Genomic DNA, 25,467 nt, shown 5'->3' on the forward strand with positions numbered 1-25,467 from the left:
CCTGCCCTTACTTAAATTGTTTGAGGAAACGTAAATCATTTTCGAAGAATGCGCGTAAATCGGTCACGCCGTAGCGCAGCATGGTCAGGCGCTCCATGCCCATGCCAAAGGCGAAGCCTGAATAGACTTCCGGATCGATACCGACATTGCGCAGAACATTGGGGTGCACCATGCCGCAGCCCAGCACTTCCAGCCACTTGCCGTTTTTACCCATCACATCCACTTCAGCGGACGGCTCGGTAAACGGGAAATAGGAAGGACGGAAGCGGATCTGCAAATCTTCCTCAAAGAAGTTGTTCAGGAAATCGTGCAGCGTGCCTTTCAGGTTGGTGAAGTTGATATTCTTATCGACGATCAGCCCTTCCATCTGGTGGAACATCGGCGTGTGCGTCTGATCGTAATCGTTACGGTACACGCGGCCCGGCGCAATAATGCGCAGAGGCGGCTGCTGGTTCTTCATGGTGCGAATTTGCACGCCTGAGGTTTGCGTGCGCAGCAGGCGCGTGGCATCAAACCAGAAAGTATCATGATCGGCACGCGCCGGGTGATGGCCCGGAATATTGAGCGCATCGAAGTTATGATAATCGTCTTCAATTTCCGGACCGGTCACTACCGCAAAGCCCAGCTCGCCAAAGAACGTTTCAATACGATCGATGGTGCGGGTCACCGGATGCAGGCCGCCGTTTTCGATACGGCGTCCCGGCAGGGAAACGTCGATGGTTTCTGCCGCCAGACGGGCATTAAGGACCGCAGACTCCATCTCCTCTTTACGCGCGTTCAGACGATCCGTTACCTGCTGTTTAGCCTCGTTAATCACCGCACCGGCCGCAGGACGCGCTTCCGCTGGCAATTCACGCAATGTGGTCATCTGTAATGTCAGATGCCCTTTCTTCCCCAGATATTCGACGCGCACCGCGTCAAGGGCGGCGATATCGGTCGCCCCGTCGATGGCCGCCGTGGCGTTCGCCACCAGTTCTGCTAGTTGGGACATGTTTTCCTCTTTTTCCAGTCAGGCTGGTTAGTACTTGTTGGGACCTGCCGGTCCAATATGCCAGCGCCAAAAACAAAAAAAGCCTCCACGTGGGAGGCTTTCAGCGCGATTTTTCGTTTCTTTTCTTATGCGCAAAAGCCCCTGATTGTCAGGCGCTAAAGTAAAAAAAGAAACGGAAAATAGCAGCATTCATGCTTGCGTTACCTTGTCATGATTTCCAACGGCACTATTGAAATGCGCATCGGCGAAAAAGTCAATCTTTTGCTCAGGTTACAGGTAATAAAAAAGGGAGCAAGCTCCCTTTTTCAACTGACTTACGCCAGCGCTGATTTCGCTTTTTCTACCAGTGCAGTGAATGCCACTTTGTCGAATACGGCGATGTCGGCCAGGATTTTACGGTCAATTTCAATGGCTGCTTTTTTCAGACCATTGATGAAACGGCTGTAAGACATACCGTTCTGACGCGCTGCTGCGTTGATACGCGCGATCCACAGCTGACGGAACTGACGCTTACGTTGACGACGGTCGCGGTAAGCATACTGACCAGCTTTGATAACAGCCTGGAAGGCAACGCGGTAAACACGTGAACGTGCACCGTAGTAACCTTTAGCTTGTTTTAAGATTTTTTTGTGACGTGCGCGAGCAACTACACCACGTTTTACACGAGCCATTTAGCTCTCCTGTTTAATATTCTGAATTAATTAAAAAAATTTACTTATGCGTACGGCAGGCAGGCAATAACCAGACCCAGATCGCCTTTAGACACCATGCCTTTCGGACGCAGGTGACGTTTACGCTTAGTAGATTTCTTAGTCAGAATATGACGCAGGTTTGCGTGTTTACGCTTGAAGCCGCCAGAAGCGGTCTTCTTGAAGCGCTTAGCCGCGCCACGTACAGTTTTAATCTTTGGCATTTTAAAAAATATCCACTTCGCATTGTTGATAACATGACCCAGACAGGCGAACAACAAACCGCACAACGCAAGCGCTGCGCGGTCATTGCTACTTGAATGCCTACTGTTTCTTCTTAGGAGCGAGCACCATGATCATCTGGCGGCCTTCGATCTTCGAAGGGAAGGATTCGACAATGGCCAAATCCAGATCTTCACACAGGTCTTTACGGACGCGGTTAAGCACTTCCATACCGATCTGCTGGTGCGCCATCTCACGACCGCGGAAACGCAGCGTGATTTTGGCTTTATCGCCTTCTTCCAGAAAGCGAATCAGGTTGCGTAGTTTGACCTGATAGTCGCCATCATCGGTTCCAGGACGGAATTTGATTTCCTTAACCTGAATAACTTTTTGTTTCTTCTTCTGTTCCTTAGAAGATTTACTTTTTTCATAGAGGAACTTGCCGTAGTCCATGATGCGGCAAACCGGCGGTTCGGCGTTCGGGCTGATTTCAACTAAATCTACACCCGCTTCCTCAGCTTTTTCCAGAGCTTCGCGTAGACTTACAATACCAAGTTGCTCGCCTTCAACGCCTGTTAAGCGCACTTCTGTTGCGCGAATTTCACTGTTGATGCGATTCGGACGCGTAGGTTGTACTCGTTTTCCGCCTTTAATACTTTATTCCTCCAATTGGTGAAGATTGCGGCTGCGAATCTCTTGCTGCAGCTTCTCAACAAACACATCGACGTCCATCGACCCAAGGTCTTTACCACGGCGGGTGCGAACGGCCACTTTGCCAGCTTCCACCTCTTTATCACCACAGACCAACATATAAGGGACGCGACGTAATGTGTGCTCGCGGATTTTAAAGCCTATCTTCTCGTTTCTCAAGTCCGCTTTCACACGAATGCCAGCATTCTGCAATTTACGTGTCAAAGTCTCAACATATTCTGCCTGACCGTCGGTAATATTCATTACCACAGCCTGCATCGGCGCCAGCCAGCTTGGGAAGAAACCGGCGAACTCCTCGGTCAAAATACCGATGAAGCGCTCCATCGAACCCAGAATCGCACGGTGAATCATTACCGGCGTCTGACGATCGTTGTTTTCACCCACATAGGTGGCATCCAGACGCTTAGGCAGGGAAAAGTCTAGCTGAACCGTTCCACACTGCCAGGCGCGGTCAAGGCAATCGTATAGTGTAAATTCAATTTTAGGGCCGTAGAACGCGCCCTCACCCGGCTGGTACTCAAACTCAATGTTGTTTTCATTGAGCGCCGCAGCCAGATCTTCTTCTGCACGATCCCAGGTTTCGTCAGAACCAATACGCTTTTCAGGACGGGTGGACAGTTTCACCACAATCTTTTCAAAGCCAAAGGTGCTGTACATGTCATAAACCATGCGGATACAGCTGTTCACTTCGGTACGCAGCTGATCTTCCGTACAGAAAATATGCGCATCATCCTGGGTAAAGCCCCGCACACGCATCAGGCCATGCAAAGCACCTGAAGGTTCATTACGGTGGCAGCTACCGAACTCAGCCATACGCAGCGGCAAATCGCGATACGATTTCAGCCCCTGGTTAAAAATTTGGACGTGCCCTGGGCAGTTCATCGGTTTGATGCAGTACTCACGGTTCTCAGAAGAGGTCGTGAACATCGCATCCTTATAGTTTTCCCAGTGGCCGGTCTTTTCCCACAGCACCCGATCCATCATGAACGGGCCTTTAACTTCCTGATACTGGTACTCTTTTAGCTTACTGCGGACGAACACTTCCAGCTCACGGAAAATTGTCCAGCCGTCATTATGCCAGAAAACCATGCCCGGCGCTTCTTCCTGCATATGATAGAGGTCGAGTTGCTTACCAATTTTACGGTGGTCGCGCTTCGCCGCCTCTTCCAGACGCTGTAAATAAGCCGCCAGCTGTTTCTTATCTGCCCATGCTGTACCGTAAATGCGCTGCAGCATTTTGTTGTCGCTGTCGCCGCGCCAGTATGCGCCGGAGATTTTCTGCAGTTTAAAATGGTGACAGAAACGCATGTTCGGTACGTGCGGACCGCGGCACATATCGACATATTCTTCATGATGATACAGCCCGGGGCGATCGTCATGACTGATGTTCTCATCCAGGATGGTGGTCTTGTAAACTTCACCTCGCGCCGCGAAGACATCGCGCGCTTCCTGCCAGCTGACTTTTTTCTTCACAACATCGTAGTTGGTCTCGGCCAACTGATGCATGCGTTTTTCCAGCAGCTCAATGTCTTCCTGGGTCAGGGTACGATCGATATCGACATCATAATAGAAGCCGTTGTCGATCACCGGACCGATCGCCATTTTGGTATCTGGCCACAGCTGCTTAATCGCATGGCCTAACAGATGCGCGCAGGAGTGGCGGATGATCTCCAGACCCGCTTCGTCTTTGGCAGTGATAATGGCAACAGACGCGTCGTCGGTGATGGGATCGACCGCATCAACCAGTTCACCGTTAACTCGTCCGGCGATGCAGGCTTTTGCCAGACCGGGACCAATATCAAGCGCGATATCCATGACGCTGACAGGGTGGTCGTATGAGCGCTGACTGCCATCAGGAAGCGTAATTACAGGCATAGAATGTCCTTAGTTGCAGTGGTAAGCCACACGAAAGCTTACATACAAAATTGAGTAGTTTTATTGACCTGGCGTTATGTCAGACCCACATTGTCGGAATGTCGCCAGGAGTGTAATGCGGGACGGATAATAGCAGTTTTCAGGCGCGAGCAAAACCCATGTATTTCTCGCTAAGCCTCAGAGAGATCAAAAAAAAGCGGCCAGGCACTGTGCCAGACCGCGCTTTTTCAGACATCCTGACGCCTGTTACATCGCGTAGGTCAGCATGACGGAAGTTCGGGTATCGGTACGGTCTGGTGCAGAAGCCGGTGGGTTGTTGTTCCAGGTCACGTTGTAGGCCAGCTTGAGGGCAAAGTGATCGTTAATAGCCACCTGTAAACCCGTTTCTGAGTTCACCGTGGTGTCTTCTCCCAGCGAGCTCAGTACGGAAACACCCTGAATGAACTTAGTGGTGTCGGTAAGTTGCCACTGATAGCTCACAGCGCCGTAAGCCAGCCCCTGCGTTTTATGATCGCCGTCGCGGTAATCGTCGTAACGCACACCCGGACCGAATTCAGCACGCAGTGAATGCACCGGGCCGTTCAGAATCTGGCGACCATAACCAGCGGTCAGCACATCACGAGAATCATAGCCGTTATAACGATCGCTCAACCAACTTGCCTGACCAAACAGGTAGTCGTAGGCGCTCATGTTGTAACGCGAACGGGCACCCAGGTTGTAGGTTTCCGAAGAACGCTCATCGTTGGCAGAGGTGTTTGCGGCGTTACCCCACAAGCTGTAGGCCATTGATTCTGTGTACCAGGTCATATTGGTTTGCGCGGTCAATGATGAACTGGTGGTGTTACCGGTTTGTGCCAGGTAACCCGCAGAAGCAGAACCTTCAAAAGGCTTTTTCGCCGTTGAAGGGTCATCCATTGCGGTAAAGACAGCATTATCGGCCAGCGCCTGGTGACAAAACGCTCCGGCAGAGAGCAAAAGAACAGCAGACAGCTTGTTAAAGGCTTTCATTAAATGTGATCCGTGCAGCAGTTTTAAAAACGAAGATTCTGAAGGGTTTCCCAATGCGATCAATGCAATTTACGGTAACTTTTGTAAAAAAACATGAATTCGCTCAGAACGGCATACTTTAGCGTAACGCCGCGTATTCACTAGGCGTTAACCTGATTTCGGCGCGCATTATAGAGCCATTTTTGGCAAATGGCATCTTTTCATTTACAAGATTTACACAGGATTTTGCCTGGAATATCAGCGAAATTTGCACACAGATTGATCTGATTTTACGCCTCATCTCCTTCATTATTCGCCTGTTTTTTCACCCTGTACTACGCTGTGTATTATTTGAGCATACCGAGGTGCAGAATGAGCAACGGGAATTTACACCGCTATGTCGTCACGTTTCATTACCGGGAAACCGGTCTCAGTGAGGTGCTGACGTTAACCGGGGCAATGACCTCCGGCGGCTTTTCTACCACGCTGATGGATGACAAGGGAAACCCGCATGAGCTTGGCACCAACAGTTTTGGCATTGTGACTACGCTTACGCAGGAGGATTTAAAACAGCAGGTTATTGCCGCGGGCGAAAGCGCGCTGGGACAAACGCCCGACGTGACGCTCACCACGCTTGACGATTTTCTGCGCGACGCAGCACGTTCAACAGAGTAGTCTGTGCGCAGGCGCAGACTTTGCGCAGTGCTAACGCGTTACAATCGAATTCAGGCAGCGAATAAAGAGGATAACCCGATGTGGTCAGCCATTAGTCGTCTGTTAAGCGAGCAATTTGGTGACGCCGATATTACCCAACGCCACGAGCTCCCCGGTGGCGATGTGCATCCCGCCTGGCTGATTCGCTATGGTGAGCAGGATGTCTTTGTCAAATGCAACAGCCGCGATAAGGTTTCGCTGTTCAGTTGGGAAGCCGATCAACTCGCCCTGCTGCGCCGTACGCAGACCGTCCGGGTCCCTGAGGTCTACGGGGTGGGCAGCGATCGCGACTACAGCTTTCTGCTGCTGGAATACATCAAGCCTCAGCCTCTCGATGCGCACAGCGCACTGCAGCTGGGCCAGCAATTGGCACATCTGCATCAGTGGAGCGAACAACCGCAGTTTGGTCTTGATTTCGATAACAACCTGACCACCACACCTCAGCCAAACAGTTGGCTACGGCGCTGGTCAGTCTTTTTTGCAGAGCAGCGTATCGGCTGGCAGCTGCAAATTGCCGCCGAGAAAGGCATTCTCTACGGCAATGCCGAGCTGATTGTCGACTGTGTGCAGCGCACCCTGGCCTCCCATCACCCGCAACCTTCCCTGCTGCATGGCGATCTGTGGCCCGCCAACTGCGCAGCCAGCCAGAACGGGCCATGGATTTTTGATCCGGCCTGTTACTGGGGCGACAGAGAATGTGATCTGGCGATGCTGAGCTGGTTTAACGATCTGCCCAGAGAAATCTTCGACGGCTATAATCAGGTTTGGCCACTGCCGGATGGCTTCTCACAGCGCCAGCCGGTTTATCAGCTTTATTATCTGCTAAACCGGGCCAACGTGTTCGGCGGCAACTGGCTGGGGGCCGCGCAGTTTGCCGTAGGTCAGTTACTGGACGACGACGCGCTGGCGGCCGGCCAGGCTAAACCGGCCTGACCGGTTAGAGAAAACCGAGTAACGAAAGCAGAAAATATCCGGCGATAACAATCACGATGGGCAAAATATAGAGCGGGAAAATCTGCAGAAAAATGGTGTGACGAGGAATGCGCACCTTCTCTTCCACCTGCTGACGCGTGCGCCCTTCGCTGCCTTTCGCCTGTTCGAGGATCATCTGGTCTTCAATGCCTTCGCGGACATGGCGAACCTGCCTCCCCATACGCGCACCTGACGCTTCCAGGGCCAGCCCGATGAAGATCAGAATATAGATTAGCCAGAACCCCAGGTTCATCTGGCCGTTAAACTCCGGCACGGGCGAGTTGTGCCAGAAAACGTTCAAAAACGGCGTGTTAAAACGAATCATATCGACCATGACATGAATAAAATCGAGCATCACGGCATCAATGCCGGGTTTCTTTTCACTGTGTTTAAAGAGAAAACTCAGCAGTGAGATGATCGTGGAGAGCAACGCCAGTAAAAAAACTATCCAGCCGACAACGCGTTTAAGGATGGCAATACGGCCAGCCTGTTGATAGGTCATGATATCTCCTGAACCCAAAATCCTGTTAGCCTTCAGTCTAACCTGCCCTTAGGGAATTTTCCCAAAAAAAAGAGCAGGCTGCGCCCGGCAAGGCTCTCGTTAACCCCCCGCCTGCGTTCGTGGTAAGGTAGCGGGATTATTTACAGGGGAGCGCCTTATGTCTTACCACCGCCCGGTTTACGCTGCTTTATTTGATATGGATGGATTACTGATTGATTCGGAACCGCTCTGGGATCGGGCCGAAATGGATATCTTTTCCACCCTGGACGTTGATTTAACGCGCCGTCATACGCTGCCCGATACGCTCGGGCTTCGCATCGATCAAACCGTGCGCATGTGGTATGAAACGCTGCCCTGGACCGGTCCGTCGCAGCAGGAGATTACCCAGCGCATTATTACCCGCGTGATGGAACTGATTGCGACAGAACGCCCTCTGCTGCCCGGTGTTGAATCGGCCCTGAGGTTATGTAAGCAGCAGGGGCTGAAAACCGGCCTGGTCTCGGCCTCGCCGCTGTTTATGCTGGAAGCCGTGCTGGAGATGTTCAACCTGCGGCCCTGGTTTGACGTGCTGTCTTCGGCGGAGAACCTGCCTTACAGCAAGCCGCACCCTCAGGTGTACGTTAATGCGGCGGAGGCGCTGGGCATCGATCCGTTAAACTGCGTCGCGCTGGAAGACTCCGTTAACGGAATGGTGGCGAGCAAAGCGGCACGGATGCGCGCCATCGTCGTGCCGGCTGCCGTCCATCAGGAAGATGCTCGTTGGGCACTGGCCGATGTTAAACTCGGCAATCTGACACAGCTGATGCCCGCCCACTTACTGGGGTAATCGTGCCTGTGTTGTAACCTGTTGCACAGGCTTAAAAAATTAACGCTTCGTTACAGCGTCACAGGTTCTCATTTACTGGATAAATCCCTATACTGGATGCATCGACAGTTTTTGCAGCCAGGTTTTATCATGACGGCCGAGGGCCATATCTTTTTTGCGGTTGCCAGCGCTATTTTTGCCAAACGGGCCGAACTCACGCCGGTGATGGCGCACGCAGACTGGTGGCATTTGATCCCGGCCACGTTACTGACCTGCCTGCTTCCCGATATCGATCATCCCAAATCTCTGTTAGGACAGCGGCTTCGCTGGCTGTCCCACCCTATTGCGCGGGCCTTTGGTCACCGGGGATTTACCCACAGCCTGCTTGCGGTGGCGGCCAGCCTGTGGCTGTTTCAGATTAACGTCCCGAAAAGCTGGCCCCTCCCGGCCGATGTATTGCAGGGCATGACGCTCGGTTATCTGAGCCATATTGTGGCGGATATGCTCACTCCCGCTGGCGTTCCACTACTCTGGCCCTGCCGCTGGCGTTTTCGCCTGCCGGTACTGAATAGCCAGAAAGGCAATCAACTGGAGCGAGCGCTCTGTTTATGCCTGATCGGTTACGCTCTGTGGTTCCCGGTAGGGATGCCTTCATTTGGCGAAAATGGCTGGCCCGCCCAGGTATTCGACACCTTACAAAATGGCGTTAGCCGTCTCATTTCTGCGCAATCTGAGCGTTAATTGCCCGGGAAAAGGGTAAGGTTATAAGCTATTCCATTTGGATATAAGATCGCGCGATTTCTAACTGTTACCATTTCTGGATACGTATCTTTACGATCAAACCTCTGCTGCTCTCCTGACCAGGGAATGCTGCATTACATCGGAGTTGCTATGGATATTCCTCTTACGCTTAACGTCGTGGCATTTGTGCTGCTACTGCTTTTGCTGTCGCGCCTTGGCCGGGCAAACTGGAGCCTGTCGAAAAAGGTTCTGACTGGCCTGGTGCTGGGTGTAGTGTTTGGCCTCGCGCTTCAGCTGATTTATGGCGGCAACAGCGATATCGTTAAAGCCTCTATCGGCTGGTTTAACATCGTGGGTAACGGTTATGTTCAGCTGTTACAGATGATTGTGATGCCGCTGGTGTTCGTGTCGATTCTCAGCGCCGTGGCCCGCCTGCACAATGCCTCCTCACTGGGAAAAATCAGTTTTCTGACCATCGGCGTACTGCTGTTTACAACGGCAATTTCTGCCCTGATCGGCGTTTTTGTCACCGGCCTGTTTCACCTTAACGCGACCGGTCTGGTACAGGGCGCCCAGGAAACGGCTCGCCTGAGCGCGATTCAGAGCAACTACGTTGGTAAAGTCGCTGATTTGACAGTGCCTCAGTTAATCCTGTCATTCATTCCTAAAAACCCGTTTGCCGACTTAACCGGTGCCAGCCCGACGTCCATCATCAGCGTGGTCATCTTCGCCGCGTTCCTGGGTGTGGCTGCCCTGCAGTTGCACAAGGATGATGAGGTAAAAGGCCAGCGGGTACTGACCGCCATTGATACGCTGCAGTCGTGGGTGATGAAGCTGGTTCGCCTGATTATGAAGCTGACACCTTATGGTGTGCTGGCGCTGATGACCAAAGTCGTTGCCGGCTCCAACGTGCAGGACATCATCAAGCTGGGCAGCTTTGTTGTGGCATCCTATTTGGGCCTGACCCTTATGTTTGTGGTTCATGCGCTGCTCCTGTCGGTCAACGGCATCAATCCTATGCGCTTCTTCCGCAAAGTGTGGCCGGTATTGACCTTTGCCTTTACCAGCCGCTCCAGCGCCGCCAGCATTCCACTGAACGTGGAGGCGCAAACCCGCCGCCTTGGCGTACCTGAATCGATTGCCAGCTTCTCGGCCTCATTTGGTGCCACCATTGGACAGAACGGCTGTGCCGGTCTTTATCCGACGATGCTGGCAGTGATGGTCGCCCCGACGGTCGGCATCAATCCTTTTGATCCGCTGTGGATTGCCACGCTGGTCGGCATTGTGACATTGAGTTCAGCAGGCGTAGCCGGTGTCGGCGGCGGAGCGACCTTTGCCGCGTTGATCGTCCTGCCTGCGATGGGGCTGCCGGTCACGCTGGTCGCGCTGCTGATTTCCATTGAGCCTCTGATTGACATGGGACGAACCGCGTTAAACGTCAATGGCTCAATGACCGCAGGATCGCTTACCAGTCGCTGGCTGGGCCTGACCGATAAACGCGTTTTAGAGCGCAGCGAACACAGTGAATTAGAGCACAGCTAATCACGCCAGACCTGGCGTCCACCGCCAGGTCTTTCTCTCTGTTTTTGTCTTATCTTCTCCTTATTTCTTCATCATCATCCTGTTCCCGTTAAGAAAACGTTAAGCGTGGTAAACGGGCAATAATGCACAGCATTTCCCCTTGTCTTTACGCAGCAAAAAGAGAATTCTGCAGGTAATAACTGCAGGAGAATGCTCATGAAAACGGTTATCGCCTCATTACTGGCGCTAGCAATTGTCGCGCCCACTCACGCGTTTGCTCGTCCCGGCGACTGGGGCCCGGGTCCACACTGGCGACCCGGCCCAGGTTGGCATGGTCCGGCACCGCGCTGGCACGGCCCCGATCACTTCCATGTTCTGCCGCTGGCCGCAACGGCGGTATTGATTGGCGGATTAACGTATTACCTGCTTAACGGCAGTTATTATCAGCGTCACGGAGAAGAGTACGTGGTGGTTGAGCCGCCTGTGCAAACCTACGAAACGGGCATGAGAGTGCTGGATTTTAACGGCAGGCGCTTTTATGTGCAGGACGGGCACTACTATCAGCGGGAAATTAACGGCAGCTACATTGAAGTGCCCCGACCGGCAGGATTGTAGCTATAAAAAAAACGGCTCACCCAATGGCGAGCCGTTTCTTATTTAAAGCGGCTAATTACTGCTTAACCTGCGGGTCTGTGTCGTATTCAGCACAGCTCTGGAAGCCGTAGTTCATCACACGGCCTACATCGTTGTAGCTGACGAAATAGGTTTGGGCTTTACCGTCACGCTCGCCGATAACGTAGGTCTGGCAGGTACCACGTGCATGCACCATGGTGATTTCAGTGGAAGCTGGGCCAGCAATCTGGCGTACCTGCTCGCGGGTCATGCCTTTTTTGACGTCCTTAACCACCGGCTTAGTCACGTAGCTTTCGGCACGATCGTAAGTCGTACAACCAGAGAGCGCAGCCAGCGTCAGCGCCGCAGCGATACATCCCATCACTTTATTCATCTTGTTGTTCCTCGTTTTTTGTCCATGTGCTGAAAAGCCTGGAACATAAAACGGTTTTTTTCAAGTTAATGACAGACTTAAACTCAACTCGCTCAGGATGCTTTGATAACATGCCCCGAGATGACCTTTGCGCAGCCGCCAATAAGTGAGACAGCACGCTTGCCGGGCCTGCCCTGGTAACAACCCTTAAAAGTGACAATGTCACATTTCACCTACAGAGGATACATGAAGCTTTCATCACCAAACCGCCTGGTTTATGCCATTACACTGGGATTGCTTGCCGCGCTGGGGCCGTTGTGCATTGACCTGTACCTGCCCGCGCTGCCCCAGTTGGCAACGGATCTTCAGACATCGACCTCAACGGCACAGCTCAGCCTGACGGCCGGGCTGCTCGGTCTGGGAGCCGGGCAGCTGTTTTTCGGGCCGATGAGCGATAAATTTGGCCGCCTGCGCCCACTGACGTTGTCCCTGGTGCTGCTGTTTATTGCCTCGGTGGGCTGCGCGCTGGCGCAGGACATTAACCAGTTGCTACTGGCTCGCCTGTTTCAGGGACTGGCAGGCGCAGGCGGTGCGGTGCTCTCACGGGCAATTGCTCGTGACATGTACAGTGGTCATGAACTTACCCGCTTTTTTGCCCTGTTAATGCTGGTAAACGGCCTGGCACCTGTCGCTGCACCTGTACTGGGCGGCGCACTCATGACCTTTCTGAACTGGCGCGGTATCTTTGTGGTGCTGGGCTGTATCGCGGTTTTACTTATCCTGCTGGCGCGCGGAAAGCTGCATGAAAGTCTGCCCGCCGGGCGACGCAGTCAGGGATCGGTCTTTTCTGCCTATGCGGCGCTGGGCCAGGTTATTACCCATCGCCCTTTTATGGGATTTTGTCTGACGCAGGGGCTGATGATGTCGGGCATGTTTGCCTATATTGGCGCCTCGCCGTTTGTTCTGCAGGAACGTTATGGCCTGTCACCGCAGGCGTTCAGCCTTTGCTTTGCCGCAAACGGTTTCGGGCTAATCATCGCCTCTCAGACCAGCGCCCGGCTCTGTCCACTGTGGGGGGAGTTTCGGGTGCTAAAAGGCGGGCTGACGTTGGCAGGCGTGGCATCCAGCCTGTTGCTGATCGCGGGAATAAGTCATGCTCCCCTGCCGCTGTTACTGCTGGCCCTGTTCTTTACCGTTGCCAGTAACGGCGTGATTTCCACGACGGCGGCCTCACTGGCGATGCAAAGCCAGGGGCAGCGCGCCGGTAGCGCTTCAGCCGTGATTGGCGTGACGATGTTTACCCTGGGGGCCATTGCCGTACCGGTGACGGGCATCGGAGGAACATCAGTAATCAGTATGACGCTGACCGTTTTTGGCTGCTACATGCTGGCTATACTGACGTTTATGGCTTTGGCGAAAAAACCGGCATCCGGTGCAAAAACCCTGTGATTCCGCCTGCCCTGATAAAAACAGCTGTCGCTTTGGCTTGTTGTTTACAGGGATGCGCGTTAGCGTTAAAACAGGCGTTGTATTGTGCCAACGAGCGACAGACTTGAGGAGATGTTGATGTCACTGCAGCAGGAAATCATTACCGCACTCGGCGTTAAGCCGACTATCGATCCACAACAGGAAATCCGCACTAGCGTTGATTTCCTAAAAGCGTACTTAACCCGTCACAGCGGTGTTAAGTCGTTGGTACTCGGTATCAGCGGCGGACAGGATTCAACCCTGACCGGCAAACTGGCCCAAATGGCAATAACGGAACTTCGGCAAGAAACGGGCGATAAAGACTATACCTTTATCGCGGTGCGCCTGCCTTATGGCGTACAGGCCGATGAGCAGGACTGTCAGGATGCACTGGCCTTTATCCAGCCGGATCGCTCGCTGGTGGTCAACATTAAAGAAGCGGTGCTGGCCAGCGAGCGGGCGCTGAAAGACGCGGGCATCGTCCTGTCCGATTTTATCCGCGGTAATGAAAAAGCCCGCGAACGTATGAAAGCGCAGTACAGCATTGCCGGCATGACCAAAGGTGTGGTGGTCGGTACCGACCACGGCGCAGAAGCCGTTACCGGTTTCTTCACCAAATATGGCGACGGCGGGAGTGACATCAACCCAATCTTCCGCCTGAATAAACGTCAGGGGAAACAGTTGCTGAAAACCCTGGGCTGTCCCGAGCATCTCTATCTGAAAAAACCCACCGCCGACCTTGAAGACGATCGTCCTGGCCTGCAGGATGAAGTCGCGCTGGGTGTGACATACGACATGATCGATGACTATCTGGAAGGCAAAACCATTGCGCCGGAAAGCGCGAAGATCATTGAAGGCTGGTACCTGAAAACCGAGCACAAGCGTCGTCCGCCTGTGACCGTTTTCGACGATTTCTGGAAATAATCCCCCTCATCTTTATCCGTTAACATCGCGCCCGGTCAGCTCAGTAGCCGGGCGCTGCCATGTAATAGGTTCCCGATTAAAAACGCTGCCAGTCAGCGTCACCCGCCGCTGCCATCGCGTTGCGGGCAGGAAGTGGCACGCGGTCTGCACGTCCGACCCTGCTGCTTTGGATCGGTGCCTGGCGCTGCGTTTTGGCGAGCGTGAAGGTAGCAACCAGCTGGTTGAGGGTTGAGGCCTGATCCATTAATGAACGGGATGCAGAAGACGCTTCTTCAACCAGAGAGGCATTTTGCTGCGTCACATCATCCATCTGGTTTACGGCCAGGTGCACCTGATTAATCCCTTGAGACTGTTCGTTTGCAGCAACCGAAATCTCATCGACTAAATCGGTCACCTGACGGACCGCGTCTGTCATGCGCGTAATATTGTTACCCACGCCTTCTGCCTGATTCGAGCCGGCTTCCACATGGAGCATAGAAGCTTCAATAAGCGCTTTGATCTCCCTGGCAGAAGAAGACGATCGCTGAGCCAGATTGCGCACTTCCCCTGCCACCACGGCAAAACCACGCCCCTGTTCGCCTGCCCGCGCCGCTTCAACCGCCGCGTTAAGCGCCAGGATATTGGTCTGGAATGCAATACCTTCAATCAACGCGATAATATCGGTAATTTTTGTCGAGCTCGTCCGGATATCGCCCATGGTCATCAGCATCGCCTTCACGCGTGACGCACTGTCTTCAGAGATATCACGCGCGTTTTGGGCAAGCTGGCTGGCAAGTCGTGTATTTTCTGCCGTCTGACGCACTGTTTCACTCAACTCAGACATGCTGGCAGCCGTCTGTTCCAGGGAGGCAGCCTGCTCTTCCGTACGGGAGGAGAGATCTTCGTTGCCCGCAGAAATTTGTGCGGAAGCCGTGCTGACCGACTGCGCCGCGCTTTCTACTGCGCTGAGGGACAGGGCAACGTTTTCCACCAAATGGTTAAATGCCTTTGCCGTCAGGCCGATTTCATCTCTGCGAGCGTCATCTGCACGTAATGTCAGATCCAGATTTTCGCTCGCGGCTTCCATTGTGTGGCGCATCGCGTTGAGCTGACGACGAATAGCAAAAATGGTTTTAAGCGTAAAAAAGCCCAAAAGCAGTATGGCTGAAGCTGAGCCGGCAATCAGAATGAGTAAAGTATGACGATAGGTGCTGTCATTTTCTTTACGGAGTTGATTACCAATATCCACATTGAGTTGCAGCTGTTTCTGATAATCGTTAATCAGCTGTCGGGTTACCGCACCGATACCGCTATTACCCTGCAGCATCGACAAAGAAACCGCATCGTTCTGTGCGCGTGAGGCGGTGAGAAAAGCAGGCAGATCCGCCTCAATTTTTTTAATGGTGACAAATGCCTTTTCGGTCATCTGTCGATCTTCCTCACTGGAAATATCGTTCTTAAGGTAATTCTGGTTGAGCAGCGAAATATGGTTTAAGACACCGTTGATTTCTTTCTCAATCTGCATCTGCTTAGCGGGATCGGTCATGCTCTGATGATGGTAGAGCGCGATGATAATGGCGTTGCTGCCGTCAACCATTTTGGCGATATCAGTAATAGAAGGAAGGGTATTTTCCTGCACATACTGGAAACGGTATTGAAAACCGTCCGCCACAGAAACCGCCACGATAACCATGGTTATCAGCGCCATGCAGAGAAGAGAAAAGGTCAGTAAAAGCCGCTGTGTTATAGTCATATTTTTCACCTGGTTGTAATTAAAACAGTTAATTCGTCTAAAAAATTCAGACGCAGACCTTAACTATCGACATAAAAAGGTGATAACAGCGCCCAAAACAGGCATTGTTTATTAAGCATTTAACGTGGATGAATTATTTGAAAAACAATAAGTTATTATTATGATGACGTATAAAAAAACACATCGTTACGCACTGTAATAAATCCTTAACCAATTCTTAACGCTCCACCCTGTTTTGGCGCTCGCGGACGGAAATCTATGAAACCTAATCCTGTGGTCATCCCCCTTTGCCTGCGCGGGATTGATGCGCTTGCGAGGCTCGTCAATAGAGGGAAAGCCACAAAGGTTGGATTGCGATCGCGTTATGCAACCTGTTAATCAGGCCATTCATGAAGGGCGTTGAGGGAAAAACGTTGCTCCGCGCACGGCCTGTTACAGGTTCCCCTGGCGGAATACCTGATGGACAGGCTACATGCTTACCGTTAGCATACTTCGCGCTCGCTGCCCGCTGGCGGCTCCTTTAGACGTTGAGTTTTATGCCTGCTAACTTATCACGCGCAACCTTAATCGGTTTGAGTGCGATTCTGCTCTGGAGCACCACCCTTGGCCTGTTGCGCAGCGTCAGTGAGGCGTTTGGCCCGACCGGCGGCGCCGCGCTGATTTATTCCACGACAGCGATTTTACTGTGCCTCACGCGCGGCATCCCCCATCCGCGCTCCCTGCCAGGGCGCTATCTGCTTGTGGGCGGCACCCTGTTTGTCGGCTATGAAATTTGCCTGGCGCTGGCGATTGGTCTCGCCAGCAACCGTCAACAGTCGCTGGAACTGGGGATGATCAACTATCTCTGGCCATGTCTGACCATCCTGCTGGCCATTCCGCTTAATCAACAGCGTTTTCGCCTGTGGCTATGGCCCGGACTGCTGCTTTCCCTGTGCGGAATCATCTGGGTGATGAAGGGCGCCAACGAAGATGTACTGGGCCAGATGACGCAGAATATGACCCGCAATCCCACAGCCTACCTGCTGGCGTTTATTGCGGCATTAACGTGGGCACTCTACAACAACATCACGCGCCGCTTTGCACGTGGCAGCAACGGCGTCACCCTGTTTTTTGTGGTGACGGCTCTGGCGCTGTGGCTCAAATTCGCGTTGTTCACCCCTCAGGAAACCATGCAGTTTAGCCTGACTGCTGCTGCAGAAGTGCTGTTTATGGGCGCATCGACGGCGCTTGCCTATTCGGCCTGGAACTATGGTATCCAGCATGGCAACCTGACGCTGCTGGCGACCGCATCCTACTTCACGCCGGTGCTCTCGGCGCTGCTGGCCTCGCTGTGGCTGGACCTGGCGCCGGCGGTGAGTTTCTGGCAGGGCGTCGCCCTGATTACCGCCGGGTCGCTACTTTGCTGGCTGGCGACCCGACGTTTATAAATCTCAGACTGGCGAAGGTTTAACCTGCCTGTTACACTGTATGGACAACCAGTACAGGAGTCCGTTTTGGTAAGACGTGCAGCGACCCATCGCCTCGAATTTGACGCGGCAACCATTTATGAATACCCGGAGCATTTGCGTGAATGGCTGGAAGGCCTGCCCAATCAGCCCGGCGTTTATACCTTTCATGGCGACAGCGAGACCTTGCCGTTGTACATCGGCAAAAGTGTGAATCTGCGTTCGCGTGTGATGTCCCATTTTCGTACGCCTGACGAAGCAAAGATGTTGCGACAGTCGCGGCGCGTCAGTTGGATCCCTACGGCGGGCGATCTCGGTGCGCTGTTGCTGGAAGCGCAGATGATCAAAACGCAGCAGCCCCTGTTTAATAAACGTCTGCGCAAAAACCGCCAGCTCTGTTCGCTGCGCATTACTCCAGAGGGTAAACCGGACGTCGTCTATGCCCGTGACGTCGATTTTAGTCAGTCACCGAATCTGTTTGGGCTTTACCGCAGTCGTTTTGCCGCGCTGGAACGCCTGAAACAGCTCGCCGATGAATATCAGCTCTGCCACGGTTTACTCGGTCTGGAAGCGGTGAGTGCCAGCCGGGGCTGTTTCCGCTCTGCCCTGCGCCGTTGTGCCGGGGCCTGCTGTGGCAAGGAGCCCGTCAGCGATCATCAGGACAGGCTGCTGTCTGCGCTGGAGAGCGTGCGGGTATTCTGCTGGCCGTGGCAGGGTGCCGTGGCGCTGGTGGAGGAAGGCAAACACATGACGCAGATCCACGTTATCGATCACTGGTTTTATCTGGGCTCGGTAAACACGATCGAAGAGGCAAAAGCCCTTAAACGTGGCAAAGGTGGATTCGATCATGACGGCTACAAAATTCTCTGCAGCCCGGTGCTGTCTGGCAACTACCCTGTTATTCCCCTCTAACATAAAAAAAACCGCCGACACTGCCCACATCACGTGGACAAGGCCGGCGGTCTTCAACCGTGTTTACTGATTAACGTGCAGCTTATTGCGCGGGTGCAGGTGCGGGTGCCATCTTGCCGTGCATCGGACGTTTTTCAGTCAGGTGCTTTTCAAAATTGGCGTTGTACTGTTTTTTCTGCTCAGGTGTCAGCACGTTATACAGCTTATTCTGCGTTTCCATCATGGCAACCGCGTTTGCTTTCGCGTTGGCCGTCATTTTGTCTGCCTGGGCTTCAGCCTGGGCTTTATCAAAGCTGTCAGAGGCGATGATGGCATGGGTTGCACGACGCTCATCCAGTGACGGACGCTGCATTTCACCACGGCGCTCTTTCATAATTTCATGCATTTTGGTTTTTTGATCGGCGGTCAGATTCAGACCGCCGAACATCATATCCATACCGTGCCGCATTGGTTTATGCATCGGCTTTTCCGTGCCTGCCGGTGGCGGTGTCAGATTATCTGCCTCAGCATGAACAACCGATGCCGCGCCAAATGCCAGAGTAGAAGCCAGTAACAGAGAAGTTAATTTACGCATCACAGTGTCCTTTTTATTCACTTGTTCAGTTTCGTAACGACAGCACTCTGTCGCGTCTTCGGAAACAAGCATACGACGCTGAACGTCAATTACTGCGAGCGAGAGTAAAAGCGTGAAAGCGCAAAAGCCACAATTCAGGCAATCATGGAGGGATTAAGAAGAAAGAGGAGAGAAATTGAAAAAGAGTATGAATAATCAGGCGATTTCGGATAAATCGTGGAGAATTGTAATGCCTTTAGCAGTAAAGCGGAAGGTGTCTTCCGCCTTTTTGTTTGGATAAGGTCAGAGAGGCAATGCCTGGGTTTGTTCGCTTTCTTCAATCAACATCAGGCCCGCCCGCAGCCCCAGCGCAACACGCGGGTTAGGAAACAACACATACTCCCGCGCCTGCTGCACGAAGTAGCGTTTTTCCCCGTCTTCAGCCAGTAAGGCCCCCTGCGGGAAGGCGGTGAAGTTTTTGGTGTCATCACTCATATGAAGCTGAAAGTTCTCGCTGTGGCGGGTGATCTGCTGGCTTACCCGATAGCGGCGCGGAACGGATTGCGCTTCCGGTAAGGTCTCGCCATACAACAATGCTGCCAGCGCCTGGGCAGCCGCGCTAAACTGGGTTAAATCGTTTTCGCCAAAGGGCCGGGCCTGCCCCAACTCCAGCGTACAGCTGGCTGCGCCGAAATGCTCACAGCTGAAATGGGTGAAGGTGCCCGCTGGCGAACGGTGGAAAACCAGCGCCTCCAGTCCGGCTACCGCCAGCCAGTGCAAAAACGCCGCCGGCCATGGCCGATCGTTCCTGGGCATTACGCCAAAACGCGTATGATAAGAACCGCGCAGGGCCGTATGCATGTCAAGGTGCCAGCGGGTTTCATCACACTCGCCCAGTTGCCAGAAATTCTCCAGCGTTTGTTCCAGCCGCAGCACTCGCCGTGCCTCATCCCCGTCATCAATCTGTTGCCAGCGTCCGCCGAACAGTCGGTTAATGTCGTAGGCCACATAGCGTTTTCCTGCGCGCAGCGCCGAGGGATTACCCAATACCACCAGCATGCGCTGCTGAAGCGGCTTCTCGCCCTGAAGTAAGGGCGTGATGAGCTGGTTAAGCATTTCTACAGGGGCAGTCTCATTGCCGTGAACCCCTGCAGAAAGCACCAGCGCCTGTTTAACCGGCGTTTTGGGCTCCATGAGAAGAATACCGTGATACAACCACTGCCAGCGAAGATGCGCCGTCTCACCTTTACGCTTACGCGGTGCTTCACCAGACAGCGTCTGCTGTAAAAAGTCCTGCATCGTTCCTCCTTAAAACCGGAAGCGGGCAGCCCTCATGGCAGCGCCTGCTTCACTGCTGAAATGCATACACATTTCCTAAGTCTAGCAGTCTGGTCAATTCATCAAGGGCAACCCGCCCTTCCTGCAGCAATTGCGGATCGGTTAAATCGTCTTGCGTTAGCCTGTCGCGGTAGTGACGGTCGACCCACTGGTTGAGCATGGTGAACAGGCGATCGTTCATCAGTACCGCAGGATTCACCGCCTGTTGCTCATCTGGCGTTAACACCACGCGCAGACGCAGGCAGGCCGGTCCACCGCCATTATGCATGCTTTCCCGCAAATCAAATACCTGTAATGACTGCAACGGTCCATCGCGTTCTACCTGCTCGCTCAGGTAGCGCCATACGCCAGGATGCTGGCGGGACTCTTCAGGCAGCACCAGCATCATGCTGCCGTCGGCACGGGTCAGAAGCTGGCTGTTAAACAGGTAGGTGCTCACCGCATCCTGCACGGAAACCCGGGAGGTTGGCACTTCAAGCGCGACAAACCCCGGAACACATTCGTGCAAGCGACGCAGCAAAGCGGGCTGATCGACAAATGCCTGCTGATGGCAGAACAGCATTTGCTGATTGCTGACCGCAATGACATCGTTGTGGAAAACGCCCTGATCTATGACCTCCGGATTTTGCTGAGCAAAGATCACCTTGTCGGACGCAAGCTGATGAAGACGGGCAACGGCTTCGCTGGCCTCGCGGGTTTGTCGGGCAGGATAACGCTGCGGAGCCGAGCCAGACTGGTTATCACGACCGTATATAAACAGTTGTACGCCAGCATCACCATAATCGCCGCCCAGACGATTATGGTTGGCGGCGCCTTCATCGCCAAACAGCGCAACCTGAGGCAGCGCATCATGCACGGAAAAATGGGCCGGATCGCGAAATATGGCCCGTAACAGCGCCGCCGTTTCCGGGGCTTCGATCGCGCGATGAAATTTATTATTGAGGTTGGCAACCGTAAAATGCACACGACGATCGGCGCTGTCGGCAGAAGGCGAAACCGTGGCGGCATTTGCCACCCACATCGCCGAGGCTGAACTCGCTGCGGATAGCAGCGCCGGTGCGGTTTTTCCTGCTTTTTCCAGCACCTGTGCGTCGCTGCCGCTAAAGCCCAGCTGACGCAGCACGGCGATATTCGGCCGCTCATGGGGCGGTATCACGCCCTGAACGAATCCCATATCGGCCAGGGCTTTCATTTTCAACAAGCCCTGCTTTGCCGCCAGGCGCGGGTTCGATGGCTGTCGCTGGTGACGCGTGGAGGCTTCGTTGCCAAATGACAAGCCCGCATAATGGTGGGTCAGTCCGACCAGACCGTCGAAATTCGCTTCAATGGCTTTCATTAACGGGCTCCTTGCGGCGAAAAGTCGAGGCCCGGCGACAGGGCTTCAGGAAGGCTAAGCTCAGGTGATTCCAGTGAGGCCATCGGCCAGGCACAGTAATCCGCCGCATACCACGCGCTGGCACGGTGGTTGCCCGATGCACCAATACCGCCAAATGGTGCCGTGCTGGCGGCGCCCGTCAGGGGTTTATTCCAGTTAACGATCCCGGCCCGCGCTTCCAGCAGCAGTTGTTCAAACTGTGCACGCGAGGGCGAAATCAAGCCGCATGACAGACCATAGCGCGTCTGGTTGGCCAGACGAATGGCCTGAGGATAATCGTCATAACGGATCACGCCCAGCAGCGGCCCGAACACTTCCTCATCAGGCAGACCGTCCACCGACGTCAGATCAATAATCCCCGGGGTTAGTAATGCCTGTTGGCGATTGGGCCAGCGCATCGCCAGCAGCACCTTGCCGCCCGCCGCGACGCGCTGCTGCCATTCGGCATAAATTTTTTCGGCGGCGGCGCAGGAGATGACGCTGCCCATAAAAGGTTGGGGACTGGCGTTCCAGGCTCCCGGCTGCAGCCTTCCTGCCACCTCAATCAGCCGCTGCAGGAAGGCATCGCCTGCGGCACCGCGCCTGACCAGCAAACGTCGGGCGCAGGTACAGCGCTGACCTGCGGTAATAAACGCCGACTGAATCGCAATATGCACCGCGCCCTCAATATCCGCCGGATCTTCCACGATCAGTGCATTGTTGCCGCCCATTTCCAACGCCAGCATTTTTTCCGGCTGCCCGGCAAACTGGCGATGTAACTGATAGCCGGTATGCGCGCTGCCGGTAAAGAGTAGCCCGTCAATCTCCTGGTCCGCCGCCAGCGCCTGACCGGTTTCACGGCCGCCCTGGACCAGCCCGATGACGCCCGCTGGCACGCCCGCCGCCTGCCACAGCTGCACTGTTTTTTCAGCGGTCGCAGGCGTAAGTTCACTGGGTTTAAACACCACACAGTTTCCCGCCAGCAAGGCCGGAGCGATGTGCCCGTTGGGCAAATGTCCCGGAAAGTTATAGGGGCCAAATACCGCCAGCACGCCATGAGGACGATGACGCAAGGCGCTGTCGCCCTGCTGCTGTTCCCCGGTGCGCTGATGATAGGCCTTCACTGAAATACCAATTTTATTGATCATTGCGGTGACTTCGGTCAGGGCTTCCCAGCGCGGCTTGCCCGTTTCCTGCGCGATACACTCGGCCAGGGCCGTTTTATGTGCCTCAAGCTCTGCCGCAAAGCGTTCGACCAGGGCCTGACGCGCGGCAAACGGCTGTCTCGCCCATGCCGGAAATGCCGCCCGCGCCGCCTGGCAGGCCGCGCTCACCTGCGAAGCTGAGGCCGCTGAACCCTGCCACAAGATTTCACCGCTAACCGGATCCTGTTTGGAAAAAGCCGCCGACTCGCCGTTGAGCCAGTGTCCGTTAATCAGGTGCGTCATACTTTTTTCTCCTCGCTCCACAGCGTCACGACGCGCAGGCTGTCGCCCGGCTCGCAGTGTAACGCCTGCAGCTGTTCATCATTGAGCTGAACACTTTTCGCCATGGGTTCGACAGGTAAAAGTGCAACACGAAACTGGTGATAATCGCTATTCGCGACTAAACAGAGCGGCGCATCCTGTGGCGCATCCCCCCGTTGAGCCGTCAGTACCCGGCTTTCGCGCACCGCTCGAATATCGTCGATATCGCACTCCAGCGTCGGGCCACCATCAAAGATGTCGATATACTGGCGATAGCGAAAGCCTTCGGCTTCCAGCACCGCACGCGCGGGGGCCGTTTTGGGATGTACCTGACCAATAACGGCCTGCGCTTCTGGCGTCAGATAGTGCAGATAAAGCGGGTGCTTGGGCATCAGTTCGGCGATAAAGGCTTTTTGCCCGGTGCCACTCAGAAAGTCGGCTTTGCGAAATTCCATTGAAAAGAAGTGAATGCCCACGCTGTCCCAGAACGGCGAATGCCCCTGCTCATCACTGACGCCGCGCATTTCGGCAACCACCCGCTCCATAAAGTATTCGCGGAAGTTCGCCATAAACAGAAAACGGGATTTCGACAGGAGATAACCGTTTTTGCCATCGCGGTAATCGGCATCCAGGAACAGCGTGCAGAGTTCGCTACTGCCGGTATGATCGTTACTTAGCGATAAGGTCGGTAAGGCGGCGTAAACGTTCAGCTCTTTCGAGGCGTGCACCTGTGTTCCTACACGAAAGTTATACCAGGGTTCCTGCAGCCCAACCGCAACCTCAATGGCGCAGATCCCCACCGCACGATTATCCTGGCTGTCGGCCAGTACAAATACATAGCCCTGCTCGGCCTGCGGCAAACTGCCCTGCCAGGTTTGCAGCGATCGCTCAATCCGGGCCTGTAAGGTGGCGCTGTCAACCGGCAACGAGGTCAGCCCGCCGCCCGTTTTCGCCGCCAGTTCCATCAGTTGGCTGAGATCGTCCCGTTCGACCGGACGGATCACCATCATGATGTCTTTCCTTGTAGCAGGTGTTCACACGCCTGGGCAAAACGCGCCATGCCGGTCTTCACTTCCTGCTCGCTGATGTTGAGCGCAGGCGCGAAGCGCACCACGTTGGCTCCGGCAATCAGCACCATGACGCCATATTCCGCGGCGATAAGGTTGATCTGTTTCGCCTTGCCCGCAAAGTCGTCGCTGAGCACGGCCCCGATCAGTAACCCCAGCCCGCGCACCTCTTTAAACAGGTGCAGACGCTGATTAAGGTCGTTTAGCGCCGCGACAATCCAGTCATGACGTTGCGTGACACCGGCCATCACTTCAGGCTGGTTAATCAGTTCCATGACTTTTCCGGCCACTGCGCCCGCCAGCGGATTGCCGCCATAGGTCGTGCCGTGGGTACCTACGCCCATGACCTGAGCCAGATCCTCGCGCGTCAGCATCGCCCCAATAGGAAACCCGCCGCCCAGCGCTTTAGCACTGGTTAGCACATCCGGCGTCACGCCATAGTGCATATAAGCGTAAAGCGCGCCGGTCCGGCCCACGCCGCTCTGCACTTCGTCGAAAATTAACAGCGCATCATGTTTATCGCACAGTTCACGCAGCCCACGCAGGAAGGCGGGTTCGGCGGGCACGACGCCGCCTTCCCCCTGAATGGGCTCAACAATCACGGCGCAGGTGCTGTCGTTAATCAGGTCTGCCGCAGAGGCAAGGTCATTAAAGGCGGCGTGCTGAATGTCCGCAGGGAGCGGCGCAAAATCCCGTGAATAGGCGGGCTGGCCACCCGCTGAGACCGTAAACAGCGTACGGCCATGAAAGGCATTCTTAAACGCCACGATGCCGCTTTTATGCTGCCCGACTCTGTCATGTGCCACTTTACGGGCCAGCTTAAGCGCCGCCTCGTTAGCCTCGGCACCGGAGTTACAAAAGAAAACCCGATCGGCAAAGGTGGCATCAATCAACTGCTTCGCCAGGCGTAAAACGGGTTCATTGGTGTAGCCGTTGCCCGTGTGCCAGAGGCGTGAGGCTTGATCCTGAAGTGCCTGCTGGAGAGCGGGATGCGCATGCCCGAGCGCATTAACGGCAATGCCCCCGGCAAAATCGATATAGTCTTTTCCCTGCTGATCCCAGAGGGTTGAACCTTCAGCACGGACGGGTACAAAGCTGGCGGGTGCATAAACGGGCATCATCCATTGATCAAAATCCTGACGCGAAACCTGCAGTGACATAGCCCTTCTCCTGTTCCCCAGCGGGTAACGTATTTGTATGTTAATTGTTAAAAATATAATAAATCTCGCCCTACTCTAGTTTGCAGATAGCGTGCCAGCCAAGGACTAAAATGCATAAAACAAGCTGGGTTTAGTAATATCAACAGGTTACGAAAGGTCACCATTCACTTATTTTGCATAAATAGTGAATAGTTATCTGACAAAGGCGGGATGGCAGAGCTTTTTAAAGCAGAATTATGCATTCGCGGGATGAAATATCGCTTTTGTGATCGCTGATAAACTATCTGCTCAAAATAGTGCAGCAACCGCCTTAAATCAGGGCAGTTGCACGGCT

Annotated in this window: 26 protein-coding genes and 1 other annotated feature; of the genes, 10 read left to right on the forward strand and 16 right to left on the reverse strand. The window is 54.1% G+C overall.

From position 1 onward, the window contains the following. Positions 1-7: 7 nt before the first annotated feature. The 7 genes from pheS to P9J57_RS11780 form a co-directional block, all read right to left on the reverse strand. A complete protein-coding gene (gene pheS / locus P9J57_RS11750; RefSeq protein ID WP_013025578.1) occupies positions 8-991 on the reverse strand; it encodes a phenylalanine--tRNA ligase subunit alpha in 984 nt (327 codons plus the stop codon). Positions 992-1,063: 72 nt separating this feature from the next. Then, positions 1,064-1,189: a sequence feature (Phe leader region), on the reverse strand. After that, positions 1,140-1,184 carry a pheST operon leader peptide PheM gene (pheM, locus tag P9J57_RS11755; protein WP_106120997.1) on the reverse strand — a complete coding sequence of 15 codons (45 nt, stop codon included), beginning with the start codon at positions 1,182-1,184 and terminating at the stop codon, positions 1,140-1,142. It overlaps the preceding feature by 45 nt. Before the next feature lie 116 nt (positions 1,190-1,305). Continuing rightward, positions 1,306-1,662 (reverse strand): 50S ribosomal protein L20, encoded by a 357-nt coding sequence (gene rplT, locus P9J57_RS11760; protein ID WP_006118956.1) that lies wholly within the window; start codon positions 1,660-1,662, stop codon positions 1,306-1,308. A 44-nt stretch (positions 1,663-1,706) separates the two neighbouring features. Then, positions 1,707-1,904: a 50S ribosomal protein L35 gene (gene rpmI, locus P9J57_RS11765; RefSeq protein ID WP_004157374.1), complete on the reverse strand. Its 198-nt coding sequence runs from the start codon at positions 1,902-1,904 to the stop codon at positions 1,707-1,709. Positions 1,905-2,004: 100 nt separating this feature from the next. Continuing rightward, positions 2,005-2,556: a translation initiation factor IF-3 gene (gene infC, locus P9J57_RS11770; protein WP_026020952.1), complete on the reverse strand. Its 552-nt coding sequence runs from the start codon at positions 2,554-2,556 to the stop codon at positions 2,005-2,007. 3 nt (positions 2,557-2,559) lie between these two features. After that, complete coding sequence (gene thrS / locus P9J57_RS11775; RefSeq protein ID WP_028715074.1) at positions 2,560-4,488, reverse strand: threonine--tRNA ligase; 1,929 nt, start codon at positions 4,486-4,488, stop codon at positions 2,560-2,562. Positions 4,489-4,734: 246 nt separating this feature from the next. Next, positions 4,735-5,496: a DUF481 domain-containing protein gene (locus P9J57_RS11780; RefSeq protein WP_014605966.1), complete on the reverse strand. Its 762-nt coding sequence runs from the start codon at positions 5,494-5,496 to the stop codon at positions 4,735-4,737. 351 nt (positions 5,497-5,847) lie between these two features. Between P9J57_RS11780 and ghoS the strand changes: the two genes are divergently transcribed. Continuing rightward, positions 5,848-6,150: a type V toxin-antitoxin system endoribonuclease antitoxin GhoS gene (ghoS, locus tag P9J57_RS11785; RefSeq protein ID WP_019105321.1), complete on the forward strand. Its 303-nt coding sequence runs from the start codon at positions 5,848-5,850 to the stop codon at positions 6,148-6,150. A gap of 78 nt (positions 6,151-6,228) precedes the next feature. Next, on the forward strand, positions 6,229-7,122 hold the full coding sequence (locus P9J57_RS11790; RefSeq protein WP_015700426.1) for a fructosamine kinase family protein: 894 nt from the start codon (positions 6,229-6,231) through the stop codon (positions 7,120-7,122). 4 nt (positions 7,123-7,126) lie between these two features. Here the strand turns inward: P9J57_RS11790 and P9J57_RS11795 are convergent, their stop codons facing one another. Continuing rightward, positions 7,127-7,663, reverse strand: coding sequence for a YniB family protein (locus P9J57_RS11795; protein ID WP_014593590.1), 537 nt, complete (start codon positions 7,661-7,663; stop codon positions 7,127-7,129). 157 nt (positions 7,664-7,820) lie between these two features. Between P9J57_RS11795 and hxpB the strand changes: the two genes are divergently transcribed. From hxpB to P9J57_RS11815, 4 genes are all read left to right on the forward strand, one after another. Beyond that, the gene (gene hxpB, locus P9J57_RS11800) at positions 7,821-8,489 is read left to right on the forward strand and encodes a hexitol phosphatase HxpB (RefSeq protein WP_019105322.1); all 669 of its coding nucleotides are present in this window, start codon (positions 7,821-7,823) and stop codon (positions 8,487-8,489) included. 129 nt (positions 8,490-8,618) lie between these two features. Continuing rightward, positions 8,619-9,209 (forward strand): metal-dependent hydrolase, encoded by a 591-nt coding sequence (locus P9J57_RS11805; protein ID WP_015700429.1) that lies wholly within the window; start codon positions 8,619-8,621, stop codon positions 9,207-9,209. A 150-nt stretch (positions 9,210-9,359) separates the two neighbouring features. Beyond that, complete coding sequence (locus P9J57_RS11810) at positions 9,360-10,751, forward strand: L-cystine transporter (RefSeq protein ID WP_014605969.1); 1,392 nt, start codon at positions 9,360-9,362, stop codon at positions 10,749-10,751. A gap of 195 nt (positions 10,752-10,946) precedes the next feature. Next, positions 10,947-11,345, forward strand: a complete 399-nt coding sequence (locus tag P9J57_RS11815; RefSeq protein ID WP_014605970.1) for a DUF6515 family protein — start codon at positions 10,947-10,949, stop codon at positions 11,343-11,345. Between the two features lie 55 nt (positions 11,346-11,400). Here the strand turns inward: P9J57_RS11815 and osmE are convergent, their stop codons facing one another. Beyond that, complete coding sequence (gene osmE, locus P9J57_RS11820; RefSeq protein WP_013025567.1) at positions 11,401-11,736, reverse strand: osmotically-inducible lipoprotein OsmE; 336 nt, start codon at positions 11,734-11,736, stop codon at positions 11,401-11,403. A gap of 225 nt (positions 11,737-11,961) precedes the next feature. Between osmE and P9J57_RS11825 the strand changes: the two genes are divergently transcribed. Both P9J57_RS11825 and nadE read left to right on the forward strand, forming a co-directional pair. After that, complete coding sequence (locus P9J57_RS11825; RefSeq protein WP_019105323.1) at positions 11,962-13,164, forward strand: multidrug effflux MFS transporter; 1,203 nt, start codon at positions 11,962-11,964, stop codon at positions 13,162-13,164. 117 nt (positions 13,165-13,281) lie between these two features. Next, positions 13,282-14,106 carry an ammonia-dependent NAD(+) synthetase gene (gene nadE / locus P9J57_RS11830; protein ID WP_015700431.1) on the forward strand — a complete coding sequence of 275 codons (825 nt, stop codon included), beginning with the start codon at positions 13,282-13,284 and terminating at the stop codon, positions 14,104-14,106. Between the two features lie 76 nt (positions 14,107-14,182). Here nadE and P9J57_RS11835 read toward each other — a convergent pair whose 3' ends face one another. Further along, positions 14,183-15,838 (reverse strand): methyl-accepting chemotaxis protein, encoded by a 1,656-nt coding sequence (locus P9J57_RS11835; RefSeq protein ID WP_015700432.1) that lies wholly within the window; start codon positions 15,836-15,838, stop codon positions 14,183-14,185. A gap of 536 nt (positions 15,839-16,374) precedes the next feature. On the opposite strand from P9J57_RS11835, the gene yddG reads away from it, so the two are divergent. Both yddG and cho read left to right on the forward strand, forming a co-directional pair. Further along, positions 16,375-17,265: an aromatic amino acid DMT transporter YddG gene (yddG, locus tag P9J57_RS11840; protein WP_210506833.1), complete on the forward strand. Its 891-nt coding sequence runs from the start codon at positions 16,375-16,377 to the stop codon at positions 17,263-17,265. Between the two features lie 66 nt (positions 17,266-17,331). Then, positions 17,332-18,195, forward strand: coding sequence for an excinuclease Cho (cho, locus tag P9J57_RS11845; protein ID WP_013025562.1), 864 nt, complete (start codon positions 17,332-17,334; stop codon positions 18,193-18,195). 82 nt (positions 18,196-18,277) lie between these two features. On the opposite strand, the gene spy is transcribed toward cho, so the two are convergent. From spy to P9J57_RS11875, 6 genes are all read right to left on the reverse strand, one after another. Next, positions 18,278-18,769, reverse strand: coding sequence for an ATP-independent periplasmic protein-refolding chaperone Spy (gene spy / locus P9J57_RS11850; protein WP_019105326.1), 492 nt, complete (start codon positions 18,767-18,769; stop codon positions 18,278-18,280). A gap of 282 nt (positions 18,770-19,051) precedes the next feature. Next, positions 19,052-20,047 (reverse strand): succinylglutamate desuccinylase, encoded by a 996-nt coding sequence (astE, locus tag P9J57_RS11855; protein WP_014605977.1) that lies wholly within the window; start codon positions 20,045-20,047, stop codon positions 19,052-19,054. A 49-nt stretch (positions 20,048-20,096) separates the two neighbouring features. Beyond that, on the reverse strand, positions 20,097-21,422 hold the full coding sequence (gene astB / locus P9J57_RS11860; protein ID WP_442849583.1) for an N-succinylarginine dihydrolase: 1,326 nt from the start codon (positions 21,420-21,422) through the stop codon (positions 20,097-20,099). After that, a complete protein-coding gene (astD, locus tag P9J57_RS11865) occupies positions 21,422-22,888 on the reverse strand; it encodes a succinylglutamate-semialdehyde dehydrogenase (protein WP_483279225.1) in 1,467 nt (488 codons plus the stop codon). Before astD ends, astB begins: the two co-directional genes overlap by 1 nt. Next, positions 22,885-23,916: an arginine N-succinyltransferase gene (gene astA, locus P9J57_RS11870; RefSeq protein ID WP_442849585.1), complete on the reverse strand. Its 1,032-nt coding sequence runs from the start codon at positions 23,914-23,916 to the stop codon at positions 22,885-22,887. Before astA ends, astD begins: the two co-directional genes overlap by 4 nt. Continuing rightward, positions 23,913-25,133: an aspartate aminotransferase family protein gene (locus P9J57_RS11875; RefSeq protein ID WP_013025556.1), complete on the reverse strand. Its 1,221-nt coding sequence runs from the start codon at positions 25,131-25,133 to the stop codon at positions 23,913-23,915. Before P9J57_RS11875 ends, astA begins: the two co-directional genes overlap by 4 nt. Positions 25,134-25,467: the final 334 nt, after the last annotated feature.

It is taken from the genome of Pantoea sp. nfd-35 (assembly GCF_056892255.1).

Coding starts and splice junctions, on each gene's coding strand:
- astA (WP_442849585.1), bottom strand. CDS start 23,916: ATGATGGTGATCCGTCCGGTCGAACGGGACGATCTCAGCCAACTGATG.
- P9J57_RS11805 (WP_015700429.1), top strand. CDS start 8,619: ATGACGGCCGAGGGCCATATCTTTTTTGCGGTTGCCAGCGCTATTTTT.
- P9J57_RS11810 (WP_014605969.1), top strand. CDS start 9,360: ATGGATATTCCTCTTACGCTTAACGTCGTGGCATTTGTGCTGCTACTG.
- P9J57_RS11790 (WP_015700426.1), top strand. CDS start 6,229: ATGTGGTCAGCCATTAGTCGTCTGTTAAGCGAGCAATTTGGTGACGCC.
- yddG (WP_210506833.1), top strand. CDS start 16,375: ATGCCTGCTAACTTATCACGCGCAACCTTAATCGGTTTGAGTGCGATT.
- ghoS (WP_019105321.1), top strand. CDS start 5,848: ATGAGCAACGGGAATTTACACCGCTATGTCGTCACGTTTCATTACCGG.
- astD (WP_483279225.1), bottom strand. CDS start 22,888: ATGACGCACCTGATTAACGGACACTGGCTCAACGGCGAGTCGGCGGCT.
- P9J57_RS11815 (WP_014605970.1), top strand. CDS start 10,947: ATGAAAACGGTTATCGCCTCATTACTGGCGCTAGCAATTGTCGCGCCC.
- pheS (WP_013025578.1), bottom strand. CDS start 991: ATGTCCCAACTAGCAGAACTGGTGGCGAACGCCACGGCGGCCATCGAC.
- rpmI (WP_004157374.1), bottom strand. CDS start 1,904: ATGCCAAAGATTAAAACTGTACGTGGCGCGGCTAAGCGCTTCAAGAAG.
- astE (WP_014605977.1), bottom strand. CDS start 20,047: ATGCAGGACTTTTTACAGCAGACGCTGTCTGGTGAAGCACCGCGTAAG.
- P9J57_RS11825 (WP_019105323.1), top strand. CDS start 11,962: ATGAAGCTTTCATCACCAAACCGCCTGGTTTATGCCATTACACTGGGA.
- thrS (WP_028715074.1), bottom strand. CDS start 4,488: ATGCCTGTAATTACGCTTCCTGATGGCAGTCAGCGCTCATACGACCAC.
- P9J57_RS11780 (WP_014605966.1), bottom strand. CDS start 5,496: ATGAAAGCCTTTAACAAGCTGTCTGCTGTTCTTTTGCTCTCTGCCGGA.
- astB (WP_442849583.1), bottom strand. CDS start 21,422: ATGAAAGCCATTGAAGCGAATTTCGACGGTCTGGTCGGACTGACCCAC.
- nadE (WP_015700431.1), top strand. CDS start 13,282: ATGTCACTGCAGCAGGAAATCATTACCGCACTCGGCGTTAAGCCGACT.
- P9J57_RS11835 (WP_015700432.1), bottom strand. CDS start 15,838: ATGACTATAACACAGCGGCTTTTACTGACCTTTTCTCTTCTCTGCATG.
- osmE (WP_013025567.1), bottom strand. CDS start 11,736: ATGAATAAAGTGATGGGATGTATCGCTGCGGCGCTGACGCTGGCTGCG.
- spy (WP_019105326.1), bottom strand. CDS start 18,769: ATGCGTAAATTAACTTCTCTGTTACTGGCTTCTACTCTGGCATTTGGC.
- P9J57_RS11875 (WP_013025556.1), bottom strand. CDS start 25,133: ATGTCACTGCAGGTTTCGCGTCAGGATTTTGATCAATGGATGATGCCC.
- P9J57_RS11795 (WP_014593590.1), bottom strand. CDS start 7,663: ATGACCTATCAACAGGCTGGCCGTATTGCCATCCTTAAACGCGTTGTC.
- rplT (WP_006118956.1), bottom strand. CDS start 1,662: ATGGCTCGTGTAAAACGTGGTGTAGTTGCTCGCGCACGTCACAAAAAA.
- hxpB (WP_019105322.1), top strand. CDS start 7,821: ATGTCTTACCACCGCCCGGTTTACGCTGCTTTATTTGATATGGATGGA.